Origin of the sequence: Muricoccus harenae (assembly GCF_009848505.1) — a bacterium.
Lineage (GTDB): Bacteria > Pseudomonadota > Alphaproteobacteria > Acetobacterales > Acetobacteraceae > Roseomonas > Roseomonas harenae.
Genome location: NZ_WWDL01000002.1, coordinates 64,780 through 78,091, shown reverse-complemented (window position 1 = coordinate 78,091; position 13,312 = coordinate 64,780). Strand labels below are relative to the sequence as shown.

At 67.0% G+C, this 13,312-nt stretch carries 12 protein-coding genes; 5 read left to right on the top strand and 7 right to left on the bottom strand.

The features are described 5' to 3' along the window. Positions 1 to 384 precede the first annotated feature (384 nt). Entirely contained in the window at positions 385 to 867 is a 483-nt protein-coding gene (locus GSE44_RS02550) for a hypothetical protein (protein ID WP_235924516.1), read from the top strand. Positions 868 to 1,003: 136 nt separating this feature from the next. Here the strand turns inward: GSE44_RS02550 and GSE44_RS02545 are convergent, their stop codons facing one another. From GSE44_RS02545 to GSE44_RS02520, 6 genes are all read right to left on the bottom strand, one after another. Beyond that, positions 1,004 to 1,591: a hypothetical protein gene (locus GSE44_RS02545; protein WP_159347014.1), complete on the bottom strand. Its 588-nt coding sequence runs from the start codon at positions 1,589 to 1,591 to the stop codon at positions 1,004 to 1,006. 234 nt (positions 1,592 to 1,825) lie between these two features. After that, positions 1,826 to 2,272, bottom strand: coding sequence for a MaoC family dehydratase (locus GSE44_RS02540; protein ID WP_159347013.1), 447 nt, complete (start codon positions 2,270 to 2,272; stop codon positions 1,826 to 1,828). Beyond that, a complete protein-coding gene (locus GSE44_RS02535) occupies positions 2,269 to 3,822 on the bottom strand; it encodes an acyl CoA:acetate/3-ketoacid CoA transferase (protein ID WP_159347011.1) in 1,554 nt (517 codons plus the stop codon). The genes GSE44_RS02540 and GSE44_RS02535 overlap by 4 nt, the downstream gene beginning before the upstream one ends. A 55-nt stretch (positions 3,823 to 3,877) precedes the next feature. Beyond that, on the bottom strand, positions 3,878 to 5,929 hold the full coding sequence (locus tag GSE44_RS25500) for an ABC transporter ATP-binding protein (RefSeq protein WP_159347009.1): 2,052 nt from the start codon (positions 5,927 to 5,929) through the stop codon (positions 3,878 to 3,880). Then, the gene (locus tag GSE44_RS02525) at positions 5,929 to 6,813 is read right to left on the bottom strand and encodes an ABC transporter permease (RefSeq protein WP_159347007.1); all 885 of its coding nucleotides are present in this window, start codon (positions 6,811 to 6,813) and stop codon (positions 5,929 to 5,931) included. The genes GSE44_RS25500 and GSE44_RS02525 overlap by 1 nt, the downstream gene beginning before the upstream one ends. Next, positions 6,810 to 7,820 carry an ABC transporter permease gene (locus GSE44_RS02520; RefSeq protein WP_159347005.1) on the bottom strand — a complete coding sequence of 337 codons (1,011 nt, stop codon included), beginning with the start codon at positions 7,818 to 7,820 and terminating at the stop codon, positions 6,810 to 6,812. The genes GSE44_RS02525 and GSE44_RS02520 overlap by 4 nt, the downstream gene beginning before the upstream one ends. A 72-nt stretch (positions 7,821 to 7,892) precedes the next feature. Here GSE44_RS02520 and GSE44_RS02515 point away from each other — a divergent pair, with 72 nt between their 5' ends. Further along, positions 7,893 to 8,660, top strand: a complete 768-nt coding sequence (locus GSE44_RS02515; RefSeq protein ID WP_159347003.1) for an enoyl-CoA hydratase/isomerase family protein — start codon at positions 7,893 to 7,895, stop codon at positions 8,658 to 8,660. Continuing rightward, positions 8,657 to 9,643: an NAD(P)-dependent oxidoreductase gene (locus GSE44_RS02510; protein ID WP_159347001.1), complete on the top strand. Its 987-nt coding sequence runs from the start codon at positions 8,657 to 8,659 to the stop codon at positions 9,641 to 9,643. The genes GSE44_RS02515 and GSE44_RS02510 overlap by 4 nt, the downstream gene beginning before the upstream one ends. 87 nt (positions 9,644 to 9,730) lie before the next feature. On the opposite strand, the gene GSE44_RS02505 is transcribed toward GSE44_RS02510, so the two are convergent. Next, complete coding sequence (locus GSE44_RS02505; protein WP_159346999.1) at positions 9,731 to 11,344, bottom strand: ABC transporter substrate-binding protein; 1,614 nt, start codon at positions 11,342 to 11,344, stop codon at positions 9,731 to 9,733. A 137-nt stretch (positions 11,345 to 11,481) separates the two neighbouring features. Here GSE44_RS02505 and GSE44_RS02500 point away from each other — a divergent pair, with 137 nt between their 5' ends. Beyond that, positions 11,482 to 12,495, top strand: coding sequence for a Gfo/Idh/MocA family protein (locus GSE44_RS02500; RefSeq protein ID WP_159346996.1), 1,014 nt, complete (start codon positions 11,482 to 11,484; stop codon positions 12,493 to 12,495). Further along, positions 12,492 to 13,295 (top strand): shikimate dehydrogenase family protein, encoded by an 804-nt coding sequence (locus GSE44_RS02495; protein WP_159346994.1) that lies wholly within the window; start codon positions 12,492 to 12,494, stop codon positions 13,293 to 13,295. The genes GSE44_RS02500 and GSE44_RS02495 overlap by 4 nt, the downstream gene beginning before the upstream one ends. The last annotated feature ends 17 nt before the right edge of the window (positions 13,296 to 13,312 follow it).

Here is a 13,312-nt window from a genome sequence, read left to right as displayed (position 1 = left end):
CCGGCACAGCAATGCCTGCCAGGAGCGCCAGCGAGAGCCCGCGCCTTGCTCCGTCGTTGCAACCTGAAACCGGTTCCGCCGAGGTGTCCACCCCACGAGACTTCGTGCATCCTTCCGAACGCCGAGACAGGCGCTGAGACCCTGCGGCAGCGGACGGGGGTTGGCAGCCCGATCGCCTTTCAACCTGTCCACCCGCGCCTCCTTCGCCAACCTCTACCCGAGAGTGCTGCTCGACGCGTCGACCTAGCTCGACGCCTCGGCCCGCATCGCCGGGGGCAGCCCGCAACACCCGGACACTCTCCTGGGGGCGCACCCCGGTTTCAGCTTGCCGTCGCCAAGTGGTTGGTGCTCTCATACCCTCTCGGGAATGAGGCAGAAGTGACCATGGCGTGGTCAGCAACGCTTGGAGCATTGGCTCTGCTCGGTGTGCTTCTACCGGCGAGTGCCCGATCGGATTGGGAATACACGCGCTGGACCATGACGCCGGCAGAGGTCGTGCGAGCGTCCGGCGGCTCTGCGAGGATGTTGCCGCAGGCGGAAAGACGGCGCCTCGAGGAAGCCAAGCTGGAGTATGCCGCCGAAGGCGCCTTCACGGACGGGCCGCTGCGCCTGCAAGTCCGCTTTTCCTTCGACACAGGGACAGGAAGGCTCGCCTGCATATCCTATGCGGTGCCGAGCGAAGCGCAGAATGAGCTACTGCGCAGCTGGCTCGTGCGCCATTATGGCCCACCCGCCTCCGAAGGTGGCCTGCCGGTGATCGGCATGCGGACTGCAAATTGGAAGAACCCGGACAACATCGATCTGACGACAACAAGCGGCCAGCCCGCATTCGTGCTACACTGCGCGCCGCCCGACCTGCGGCAGTAACGACGTTACTTCATAGCCCTCAGCCCTCAGCCGCTAATCGGGTCAACTGCCTCGCAAGAGCGGAGTGACGCGACCTTGGAGGGCCAGAAAGTAGGGTGTGACGCCTCCCTCCTCCTAAACGAGGAGTAAAGAGGAGTTATGGCGACTTACCCCCTACTGCATCCACGGTTGCCCTGTATTCGGGATTCGACATGGTGCGATCCGGGTCCCGCCCTCCAGCCAGCCTGAGCCCAGCGTCAATTTGCCCCTCCGGCGGACGGATAAAGGTCCCGGAAACGATGATTGCATTGTCTGGGCCACGCGCTGCGATATGTTCCTCAAAGACCTTTGTGTAAGGCATCTCGAGAGTAATGGCTGAATCCGAAAGGCAGGGAATCTGCGCAGCCAGAAGGATTTTTCCGCTGCCGATCTGGCCGGAGATGCCAACACTTTGAATCCCCAGCCGCCATTCCGAGAAGCGGTAGTCAGACTGGCGCAACAAAGCGTCGGTTCTCTGCTCTCTTTGACGTAGCAGCACCTCCAGCTCGCGGCGGAGGCGATCACGGGCGGTGGCGTCTCGTTCGTTACGAGCCCGCCGCAGGACCGGCCAATAGGCCTTCCAGGCCTCCTTGATGATCGAACAAAATTCCACCTGCTGCGCTGGCAATGATCCCGGCGTCTGGGCGATCGCGGCAAGCGGCGTGGCGCCGAGGGCGGCAAGGACGGCAACGGCGGTCCGGCGCATGGCGCTATTCCTTCAAATAGATGCGGTAAGATTTTGAAGGGCGGCGCGGCGCTGAAGCAGGCAGGAGCCGCATTCTGCCTCCTGCCGCATTGGCTCCGCCTCCACCGGCTTCATATGTTCCTCCGACACCGACTAGGCCGTCGGAGGACCCTTCCGGCGTTGAGCCGTGAGGATCTTGGTCATCGGAGGCTCGCGAACCGGTCCAGCCGCCGATGCTGGACGGGCAGCAGCCGGTCACTCGGGCGCCCTGACCCAGGAGAGAATGTGGGTCCCGACAAGGCACGTCTCGCCCTCTGCATTCACAACCTCCACTCTTGCGCGGGTCCGGCCACGAGCATCGTCCACATCCTCGACCAAGTAGCGGGCCGTCAGCGCATCGCCGGCGAAGACCGGGCGCGTGAAGCGGACACGGTCATAGCCGGCCGAAACCGGCGTGCCAGGGCTACCGCGCTCGACGGAGCGCCGGGATATCATCGATGCAGTGGTGGAAAGCAGCCCCATCACCAATGCGCCATGCGCGATGATGCGGCCGAACGCCGTCCGCGCGGCGAAGTCCGCGTCGACATGCACGGGGTCATGGTCTCCGCTGATCTCGGCAAAGGCTGCGATGTCGGCGGCGGAAATTGTCTTCTGGAACTCCGCCGCCTCCCCTGCCGAGAGGAATGTCGGGCAGCCGGTCATTCCGCAGCCTGCCCCATGGCGAAGCGGTTCAGTGCCGGGCGGGGCGGGCGCCCCGGCAGACAGGATGCCAGCCCCATGGGCCCGTCCGCGAACAGCCCGGCCTCCATGCGTCGCAGTGCCGGCGAGACACGGGGCCGGAAGCCCATGGCTGCAATCACATCGACCTCCAGATCGGCTCCTGGCGCGATCTCGATCACCTCCGGCCCGCCCTCTCCGAGCCGGAACACGGCACGTTCCGTCACATAGGTGACGCGCTGGCCGCGGCTGCGTGCATACGGGCCAGAGAAGGTCACCTGCTCGACACGCTGAACCGCCTTCGGGGCGCCGCCGGCCGTCAGCGTACCGCCAAACACCACGGAACCCGCACCTTGGCTTATGTTGATGAAGCCACCAGGCCCGACAATGCGCCCGCCGAAGCGGGAGACGTTCACATTGCCCTCGGCATCGAACTCGGCGAAGGAGAGGAAGGCAAGATCGAGGCCGCCGCCATCGTAGAAGTCGAATTGGTAGGGCTGGTCCACCTGTGCGTCCGGGCTCATGGCAGCGCCTGCCTCGTTGCCGCTTGCCGGTGCGCCTCCAATATTCCCTTGCTCGTTCGTCAGGCAGATCCGGCGCAGGATTCCCTCCTCCGCCGCCACATTGGCGATTCCGGTCGAGATGCCGGAACCAAGATTGCAGATGGCGGCCTCGAACAATTCAAGGGCCCCGCGCCGGGCGACGATGCGGCGGGGACTTGGCGGAAGGCGGGGAATATCCTCGAGCGCCACTCGCAGATGGCCGGAATAGGCCAAGCTTTCCTGTGTCTCGTAAGTCTGCCATTGGTCGGGCTCAACCACGACCGCATCCAACAGGATGCCGGGAACCTTCACCATCTTCGGGTGGATGGAGCCGGACGGCACGATACGCTTCACCTGCGCGATGACGATTCCGCCTGCGCGGCGTGTGGCCTGCGCCATGCTGAGCATCTCCAGCGTAACCGCCTCATGCTCCATGGAAATATTGCCGTCCTCGTCCGCCGCCGATCCACGCAGGAAGGCGACGTTCACCGAATAAGGCTTATAGAAGAGATACTCGTCGCCGCGGAACTCCACGACGTCGATCAGGTCCTCGGTTGCGCGGCGGCTCTGGCGCCCGCCGCCCTGTCGCGGGTCCACGAAGGTGTGCAGTCCGGTTTTCGTCAGCAACCCTGGTCTCCCTGCCGCCATCTCCCGCATCAGCTGGGACATGGCGCCCTGCGGCAGGGTGTAGGCCTCCACCTCCTCGTCCAGGGCCAGCCGTGCAATGCCTGGCGAATTCACGAAGGTGCCGGACACGACGCGCTTCAGCAGGCCTTTCTGCGCCAGATGGCCTGCACCGCGGGTTTTGCCGTCTCCCAACCCCACCGGATGCACCGCCGTGATGGCGCGCGGCGCGCCCGTGGCACGGAAGCGTTCGCCCACGGCCGCCAGCAACGCATCCGGCACCGCATGGCCGCCCCCCGAGCCACCGATCAGCAGCGTGTCCCCGTCCTGCAACAGCGCGGCGGCCTGGGCGGCGGTGATCTGTCTCATGGAAAGGTGCTCTCGGCGGGTGGAAAAATGGCCGGCACGGTCCCGCTTCCCGGCATCAAACGAGATGCCCGGGGCGGGTGAAGGACCCGGGGAAATGGCAGGCGACGCGGCGGCCGGACTCAACTTCCGCCAGCGGCGGCGGTGCCTCGCAGGCGGCCTGGGCCATCGGGCAACGGGCGCGGAAGACGCAGCCGGTCGGAAGCCTCAGGGTGGAGGGCGGCTCACCGGCCAGGATCACCCGCTCCCGCCCAGGCTCCGGCACCGCGCTGGTCAGGGCGACGGTGTAGGGATGCAGTGGCCGCGCGAAGAGTGCGATCGCCGGCCCTTCCTCGACGATGCGCCCAAGATACATCACGGCCACCCGATCGCAGAAGGCGCGCACCACGGCCAGGTCATGCGCGATGAAGAGGTAGGACAGGCCCAGGCGCTGCCGCAGGTCGAGCATCAGGTTCAGCACCTGCGCCTGCACATTCACATCCAACGCCGAGACCGGCTCATCCGCCACCACCAGCGCCGGGTCCAGCGCAAGGGCCCGCGCAATGGAGACGCGCTGGCGCTGCCCACCGGAAAATTCATGTGGGAAGCGAGTCGCCCATTCGGGCTTCAGCCCGACCGTTCCCATAAGGTCCAGCACGCGGCGGTCGGCCTCCGCGCGGCTCGCGGCGCGGCCATGGGCCATCAGCGGCTCCGCGAGGATGTCAGAAACGCGCATCCTGGGGTTGAGGGAGGCATAGGGATCCTGGAACACCATTTGCAGTCGCGGCCGCAGAGGCCGCATTTCGGAGGCGGATGCATGAGTGATGTCCTGGCCTTCGAAATGCAGGCTCCCCGCAGTGGGTTCATGCAAACGGGTGACCAGCCGCGCGAGGGTTGATTTTCCGCAGCCACTCTCGCCGACGATACCGAGGCTCTCACCGCGCGCCAAATGCAGGTCGACGCCATTCACCGCATGCACGACCGTGCGGCGACCAAGGAAGGAGCTGCGCGCACCGGGAAAGTGCTTCACCAGGCCGGTAGCCTGTAGCAGGGGCCGCTTGTCCTCCGATAGTTCACGCTTGGCGGCCTCCGCGGCGACCGGCGGGGACGGCAGGCTGCGGCCATCGGCTGTCACCCAGCAGCGGGCGCGGCGGCCAGGTGCCACCTCCATCAGCGGCGGGTGCTCCTGCCCGCAGCGGGAGATGGCGAAGGGGCAACGCGCCAGGAAGCGGCAGGCCCGCGGCGGGTTCAGCGCATCCGGTGGCGACCCCTCAATGCTGGTGAGCCGCGTGCCTGGTGGGCTGTCCAGCCGTGGAACGGCATTGACCAGGGCCCAGGAATACGGGTGGCGGGGATCGGCGAGGACGGCTGCGGTCTCGGCCTCCTCGACCACCTCGCCGGCATACATGACGGCGACGCGGCGGCAGACCGTGCCGATCACGCCGAGGTCATGGCTGATCAGGATGATCGCCGTGCCGAACTCGGCGTTCAGGTTGCGCAGCAGATCCAGGATCTGAGCCTGGATGGTTACGTCAAGGGCCGTGGTGGGCTCATCCGCGATCAGCAGCGCCGGGTCGTTCGCGACGCCGATCGCAAGCATTACCCGCTGCCGCATGCCGCCCGAGAACTGGTGCGGGAAGGACGCCGCCGCACGCTCGGGCGCCGCGACCCCCATGCGGCGCAGCAGCTCCACCGCCCGAACCCGTGCGCTCGCGGGAGTCTGGCGGCCGTGGGAGATCATGTGCTCTGTCACCTGGCGCAGGATGCGGATCACCGGGTTCAGGCCGGTCATCGGATCCTGGAACACCATGGCCGCGCGGTCGCCGCGCCAGTCGCGCAGCTCGGCGCCTCGCATTGCGAGCACGTCGCGGCCCTGAAAGCGGATCGCGCCGCCGATGATGCGAGCCGGCTCTTCGAGCAACCGCATGAGCGACAAGGCCGTCACGCTCTTGCCGGAACCGCTCTCGCCGACGATTCCCAGCGTTTCGCCGGGTCCCACGCTGAAGGAAACGCCATCCACCGCTCGCACCGCGCCCGCATCCGTCAGGAAGACGGTGCGGAGGTCTTCCACCTCAAGGACCGGAACGTCTGTTCGTGTTGCGTCGTCGCGTTTCGGCAGCGATCCGTCCATCAGCGCGACCTCGCCTTCGGATCCAGCCAGTCCCGCAGCCCGTCGCCACAGAAGTTGAAGCCCACGACGACCGTGAGGATGGCGAAGCCGGGAAAGGCGGCGACCCACCATTGTTCCACCAGCTCGCGCCCCTCGGCGACCATCGAGCCCCATTCCGGCGTAGGCGGCACGACGCCGAGTCCCAGGAATGACAGGCCGGCGAAGGTGAGGATGGCGTTGCCGAGATCAAGCGTGACCAAGACCGCTAGCGGGCCGAGCGTGTTCGGCAGGATGTGGCGGCCGAGGATGCGGCGAGGCCTCAAGCCCAGCACCGTCGCAGCCTCAACATACTCCTGCCCCCGCTGCACCAGCGCCAGCGCGCGCCCCAGCCGCGCGAATTTCGGCCACCACACCACCAGCATGGCGAGAATGGTGTTCTGTGTTCCGATGCCCAGCGCGGCGGCAATGGCCAGGGCCAGGATGATGGGCGGGAAGCAGAGCACGAGGTCCGTCAGGCGCATCAAAGCCTCGTCCCAGATGCCACGCGCCCAGGCGGCGACGATGCCAACCGTGGTGCCGATGGCTGCGCCCAGCAGCACCACGGTGAAGCCGGCCAGCAGCGATAGCCGCGCGCCGTGCAGAAGCCGTGAGAAGACGTCGCGCCCCAGCACATCGGTACCGAGCCAATGCGCTGCGCTGGGTGGCTGCAGCCGCTCCACAAGATCCTGCGCATCCGGCGGATAAGGAGATATCCAGGGCGCAAGGATCGCGACCAGCATCCAGAGGAGGACAATGGCGCCCCCCGCCCATGCTGGCCCATAGCGGCGCAGCCGGCGGCGCCAGGGTGCGCGAGGGAGCGGCATGGCAGGCGGCAGAGCGGCAGGGGGGATCGTGCTCGCGCTCATCGCCGGACCCTGGGATCGAGCGCCGCGTAGGACAGATCAACCAGCAGGTTCACCAGCAGGTAGGTGGCGGAGACCACCAATGTGATCCCCATGATCGCCGGAAAATCTAACGCGGCCGCCGAGCGGAAGGTGTAGCGGCCGAGACCAGGCCAGGCGAAGACCGTCTCCGTCATCACCGCCCCTGCCAGCAGGTTGGCGAAGGCGAGGCCACCGAGCGTCACCACAGGCACAAGCGCATTGGGCAGGGCGTGCCGCAGGACAATCACACTCTCCTTCAACCCCTTCGCACGTGACACCCGCACATAGTCCTGCCCCAGGCTGTCCAGCATTGCGGCGCGCGTCGTCCGGGTGATCAGCCCGATCGTGGCCGCCGCCAGCACGATAGAGGGGAGTACCAGATGGGCTGCGCTGTCCCAGAAGGTCTCCCAATCCCGTTGCAACAGGCTGTCCAGCAGGAACAGTCCCGTCGGCCCTTCGGGCGGAAAGGCGATGGGGTCCACACGCCCTGGGCCGGGCGCCCATTCCAGCCCTCCATAGAAAACGGCGAGCATGATGAAGGCGAGCCAGAAGGTTGGAGCAGAGACGCCCAGCAGCGAAATCGCGCGAGCGAGCGAGTCCACCCAACTGTCCCGCCACACTGCCGCCGCGATGCCGAGCGGGATGCCGACGATCAGCGTGAGTAGAAACGAGACCGTCGCAAGCTCCACCGTGGCCGGCGCGTATTGGAGGATATCCTCCAGCACGGGCCGCCGTGTGGCGATGGAGATGCCGAGATCGCCATGCACCAGCCCGTTCAGGAAAATGCCGTAGCGTTCCCACAGGGGCAAGTCGAGGCCCCATTTCGCTCGCCATTCGAGGACGGTCGCAGGATTGCTCGCCGCGATGTCGCCCAGCTGTGCCAGCACCGGATCGCCGGGAACCAGCGCGGAAATGAGGAACACGACCAGGCTCGCGAGCACCGCCATCGCGGCGGCCGCGAGCAGTCGCGTGGCGATGTAACGCGGCACGCGGATGAATCCTCCTTGTTGCGCTTAGTCTGCGCCTGCTGGACAGATGCAATCAAGCAAGGAGGACGCGTCATGAATGGCGACGTGCGTTTGATCATCCGGGACGGAGTGGCAGAATTGGTGCTGGACCGCCCGGCCAAACACAATGCGGTGACCCCGGAGATGGCTTCGCGCCTGCGGGAACATGCCCTTGCGGTCGATACAAACGACGACGTCCGGGCCGTCCTGCTCCGCGGCGAGGGGGAGCGCGCCTTCTGCGCCGGGAGCGATCTCAACGCCCTCGCCGCCTATCCCTCCGCCTGGCATTTCCGGAACCGGGTGGAATACGCCACTGCCGTGAGGAACATTCGCAAGCCGATCGTGGCGGCCCTGCAGGGCTGGACTCTTGGCGGAGGGGCGGAGACAGCGCTCTCTGCCGACCTGCGAGTGGCCTCCGAGACGATGCGCCTGGGCTTCCCGGAGGTGCAGCGGGGATGGGTGGGCGGCGGCGGCGCCTCTCAGCTCCTGCCCCGGTTGATCGGTCCGGGCCAGTCCGCGCGGCTGCTGATGCTAGGCGACCCTATCGGTGCCGCCGAGGCGCTCCGGCTAGGCATCGTGGAGGAGGTGGTTCCCCAAACCGCACTGCTCGAGCGGGCGTGGGAGATCGCGCGGAAGCTCGCCGCGCTTTCTCCCGTCGCCGTACAATCCGTGAAGGCGGCGATGCGGATGGCGCTGGAAGCTCCGCTCTCCGCGGGTCTGGCTTATGAGAACGAGATGAACGTGCTCTGCTTCTCGGCCGGGGACCACCTTGAGGGCATCCGCGCCTTCAACGAGAAGCGCCCTGCGGAGTTCGCCCGATGAAGGTCTTCCTTTCCCATTCCACGGCAACCTTCCCCGGCTATTTTGGCGACCACGCCCTGGCCGCGCTCCAGGAGCATGCTGAGGTGGTTCGCAACATCACCGATCGCGAGTTGCGGGATGCCGAACTGGCCGAGGCCGCGGCCGGCTGCGAAGCCATCATTGCCTATCGTGGAAGTCCAGGCACGGCAGAGACCTTCGCGGCCGCGCCGGACCTCGTCGCCTTCCTGCGTTGCGCGGTGGACATCAGCACGATCGACGTGCCCGCCGCATCGGCCCATGGCATCCTGGTGACGCGCGCGACACCGGGCTTCACCGATTCGGTGGCGGAGCTGGGCATCGGGATGCTGGTGGACCTGGCGCGCGGCGTTACCCGCGCCGCCAGTGCCTACCACCGTGGCGAGATCCCGCTGCCCAGCACCGGCGTGCAGCTTTCCGCATCCTCGCTGGGCCTGATCGGCTACGGACGCATAGCGCGGCGCATGGCTTCGATAGCGGTCGCTTTCGGCATGCGTGTTCTGGCCTATGACCCCTACACGCCTCCGGAGGATCCCGGCGTGCAGTCCGTCGGATTCCGCGAGGCCCTGTCGGCGGACTTCGTCGTCTGCCTTGCCATCGCCTCGCCCGAAACCGAGAACCTCATGAATGCCCAGGCCTTCGCGGCAATGCGCCCGGGTGCCTTCTTCATCAACCTGTCACGCGGGGAGCTGGTGGACGAGGCGGCGCTCGAGGCAGCCCTGGAGTCCGGTCATATCGTCGGTGCGGCCATGGATGTGGGCCGCGCAGCGGATCAAATGCCCTCCCCTCGCCTTGCCCGCCGCTCGGACGTGATTGCCACACCTCATCTGGCTGGGCTGACCCCGCAGGCAGCAGAGCACCAGGCGATGGACACGGTGCGGCAGGTGGCCGCATTGGCGGCAGGGCGGTTGCCCGAGGGCGCCGTGAATGCGGATGCGGCGCACCGGTTGGCTCGGCTGCCGAAGTGAGCAGGCGAGGACGTCTTCCTCTCCTCTCTGCTCTCGCACCAGAAGTGGACAGTGGCGGAGGCGGTGAAGACCCGCCTCCGGCTGTCCTCAGGCCAGCGTCACCTTTCCGGTATCGAGCTGCCACCCCGCGGCGGTGAGCGGAAAGTCCTTCACACTGTTTCGAACTGCGATCTGGTAAATCGGTTGGAACAGGATGAAATGATTCGCCTGATCCACCACCTTCCGCTGCCACTCCACCCAGAGCTCTGCGGCCTTGGCGAGGTCTTGTTCCTCCGAAGCGCGCTTGACCAGTTCCGTCATCTCGGCCGGCACGTCCCAGTGGACCCGCCGCGCCACCCGTTCCACGACTGCACTGGCCCAAAGATCGTTGGAAACGGCCGGAGGGTTCCAGAAGGTCAGCACGCCGCCCGCCTCGCGCCCCTGGGTGTACACGGTGCGCAGATTCACCTGATCCATCGGATTCAGCCGTACACGGATGCCTATGCGCGCCAGATCCGATTGCAGCTTTTGCCCGAGGACCTGGTACGAAATGCCGGCCACTGCTGCCTGGCCATAGGCAATCTCCATCTCGAAGCCGTCCGGTACGCTGGCGGCTTGAAGAAGCTGCTTCGCCTTGTCCAGATCCTGGCGAAAGCCGATCTCACGCGCGATCTGCTCCGTACTGCCATTCACGCCAATCGGCAGGAAATGAGCCGGGCGCAGCGCGGCGCCGCCCAACAGGCTGCCCAGGATGCCGTCGTAGTCGATGGCGTGGCCAATCGCCTGCCGCGCTTCCTTCTTCGCGAGCGCCGGGTTAGCCGCCGGGTTGCCGGTGAGCGCCATGTAGACGAAGTCGAGGCTCGGGAGCCGGTCGACGCGGACATTCGGGTCGCTCCGCAGAGTCGCGATCTGCTCTGGGATGAGGTTGAAGGCGGCATGCACATCCCCGCGGCGCACGGCGAGGAGCTGCGCCGCACTATCGGATAAATGGCGGATCACCACCCTTTCGAAGGCAGGCGCGCCACGCCAGTGGTTCGGGTTTCGCTGCAGCAGGATCTGGCCATTTCGTTCCCAACGGACCAAGCGGTAGGGGCCGGTGCCGGCGGAGTTGCTGTTCAGCCAATCGGTCGCTTTGTCCTGGTCCTTCGCTTCCACGCCCTGCACCGCGCCGTGCTGAAGCAGCACGGCCTTCTCCAGAATGGCGCATCCCGGGTTGCAGAGGATCGACAGGACGGGCGCATTGGGCGAGTTCAGGATGAAGTCGACCGTGTTGGCGTCCACCACCTCCACCCGGTCTACCGCCTTGATGTATTGCTGCGTCTGTTCCTTCATGTTGATGAGACGGTCGAAGGAGAACTTCACATCCTCCGCCGTCATCGTCGCGCCGGAGGCGAATTTGACGCCCTGGCGGAGCGTGAAGCGCCAGCCATTGCCGCCCGGCCGCCGCTCCCACTTCGTGGCGAGCGAGGGCTTGGGATTCACCAGGTCATCGGCATCCAGCGTCATCAGGCTGTCGTAGCAGGCAGCCAGCGTCATCGGCGGCGTGTATTGCGCCTGGCGGACCGGATCCAAGGTGATGGTGTCGCTGATGTCGATGCCGATCACCAGCGTGTCGCGCCGCCCCTGCGCCAGTGCGCGTCCGCCCGGCAGGAGGGGAAGCAGCGCCGCCGAGGCGCCGAGCAACCGCGAGAGATCGCGGCGGGAGAGGGACATCACGGTCATGGACATTTCCTCAGGGCCGTCCGACAGTTTCGCCGGATCATTGCGGACGCGGGGGACTAAGCCGCGCCCTGGCACGATAGGTCGCGGAAACCGGGCCTGTGAAGCGGGAAGCTACGTCCGAGGGGGAAATGAAGAAGATGCCGATCGGGGTGGGCCTCGTCGGCCTCGGCATGGCAATCACGCCGCATATGCTGAGCCTGCGGGAATTGGAGGAAGCCGGACGGGTCCGGGTCATCGGGGGTTACGCCCCCTCCCCTCCGCGGCGGGATGCCTTCACAGCACGCTGGGGAGCGCCTGTCTTCGCGGAGCTTTCGGCGCTGCTGGAAGCGCCAGGGCTGGATCTTGTGTTCGTGCTCACCCCACCCGGATCGCATCTTTCCGTCGCGCAGGCGGCCATCGCGCGTGGGAAGCACCTCCTCGTTGAGAAGCCGCTTGAACTCACCGTTATGCGCGGCGAGGCGCTGGCGGACGCGGCCGATGCCGCGGGCCTCCGTTGCGGCGTCTGTTTGCAGCACCGCTTCCGGCCGGCCGCGCTGCGGCTGAAGACGGCACTTGAGTCCGGCGAATTGGGCACGCCTCTTTCCGCTTCGGCTTCCATCCGCTGGTGGCGGGACGAAGCCTATTTCGCCCAGCCGGGGCGCGGCACCATGGCTCGGGACGGTGGCGGTGTGCTGCTGACGCAGGCCATCCATACGATCGACCTGCTACTGCACCTGATGGGGCCGGTGCGGGATGCGGCCGGCTTTGCCTTCACTTCCCCGCTGCGGCAAATCGACACCGAAGATGTCACCGCGGCAGCGCTGCGCTTCGAGAACGGCGCAATCGGCGTGCTCGACGCCACCAGTGTTGCCCGCCCGGGCTTTCCCGAGCGCATCGAGATCGCCGGCACCGAGGGCTCCGCTGCCTTGATAGCCAACCGGCTGGAACTGCACGGCACGCAAGGTGGTCCGCCGGAGCTGGCCGGAGAGGATGCCCCGGGAGGTGGCGGCGCCGATCCCATGGCCTTTGACCACGGCCCGCACCGCGCCCTCATAACCGAGTTGCTGGACGCCATCGAGCAGGGGCGCGAGCCCTCCAACAGCGCCCGCTCCGCCCTGCCCGTCCAGCGCTTGATCGAGGCGGTACTGACCGACGCAGGACGCCACGCATGACGATCACCGGACGCACACGCCTGATGGGGATCGTCGGCGACCCGGTGGCGCCGCTGCGCTCCCCGACGCTGTTCAACCAGGCCTTCACAAGGCTTGGCATGGATGTGGTCTTCGTCGCCTTTGAGGTTCCGGAAGGCGAGTTGCCCGCCGCATGGGCCGGGCTGACCCGGCTGCGGAACCTCGATGGTCTGGTGATGACCATGCCGCACAAGGAGGCCGTGCTTCCGCTGCTGGACGCGCTGGGTCCGACCGCGCAGCGCACCGGCACCGTCAACACCATCCGCCGCCGCGCCGAGGGCGGATGGGAGGGCGAAATGTTCGATGGCGAAGGCTTCCGGGACGGGCTGGAGCGTGCCGGGCATGCCGTACGAGGCGCCGCCATCCTGCAGGTCGGCTGCGGCGCCGCCGGGCGGGCCATCGCCCATGCCCTTGCCCGCGCCGGAGCCGCGCGGCTGGTGCTGCACGATGCGGCGCCGGGCCGCGCCACGGCTCTGGCCCAGGCGCTTTCCGCTGCTTATCCGGGGCTTTCCGCGATGGAAGGCGCGCCGGACACCAGCGGCCAGGACATCGTGGTGAACGCCACGCCACTTGGGCTGCGCGAGGGCGATCCGCTGCCCTTCGACGCATCCCGTCTGCGCCCGCCTCAGGTCGTGGCCGATGTCATCCCCAACCCCGAGGTGACACCTCTGATCGCTGCTGCCCGCGCGGCGGGCTGCGCCACCGTCACCGGCCGCGCCATGCATGAGGGCCAGGCGCGGCTGGCGGCTGCGTATCTGGGAGTTGTGGGATGGGAGGGCTGACCTGCTTCCAGGGCATC

Coding starts and splice junctions, on each gene's coding strand:
- GSE44_RS25500 (WP_159347009.1), bottom strand. CDS start 5,929: ATGGACGGATCGCTGCCGAAACGCGACGACGCAACACGAACAGACGTT.
- GSE44_RS02510 (WP_159347001.1), top strand. CDS start 8,657: ATGAAGGTCTTCCTTTCCCATTCCACGGCAACCTTCCCCGGCTATTTT.
- GSE44_RS02550 (WP_235924516.1), top strand. CDS start 385: ATGGCGTGGTCAGCAACGCTTGGAGCATTGGCTCTGCTCGGTGTGCTT.
- GSE44_RS02515 (WP_159347003.1), top strand. CDS start 7,893: ATGAATGGCGACGTGCGTTTGATCATCCGGGACGGAGTGGCAGAATTG.
- GSE44_RS02525 (WP_159347007.1), bottom strand. CDS start 6,813: ATGAGCGCGAGCACGATCCCCCCTGCCGCTCTGCCGCCTGCCATGCCG.
- GSE44_RS02500 (WP_159346996.1), top strand. CDS start 11,482: ATGCCGATCGGGGTGGGCCTCGTCGGCCTCGGCATGGCAATCACGCCG.
- GSE44_RS02495 (WP_159346994.1), top strand. CDS start 12,492: ATGACGATCACCGGACGCACACGCCTGATGGGGATCGTCGGCGACCCG.
- GSE44_RS02540 (WP_159347013.1), bottom strand. CDS start 2,272: ATGACCGGCTGCCCGACATTCCTCTCGGCAGGGGAGGCGGCGGAGTTC.
- GSE44_RS02505 (WP_159346999.1), bottom strand. CDS start 11,344: ATGACCGTGATGTCCCTCTCCCGCCGCGATCTCTCGCGGTTGCTCGGC.
- GSE44_RS02545 (WP_159347014.1), bottom strand. CDS start 1,591: ATGCGCCGGACCGCCGTTGCCGTCCTTGCCGCCCTCGGCGCCACGCCG.
- GSE44_RS02535 (WP_159347011.1), bottom strand. CDS start 3,822: ATGAGACAGATCACCGCCGCCCAGGCCGCCGCGCTGTTGCAGGACGGG.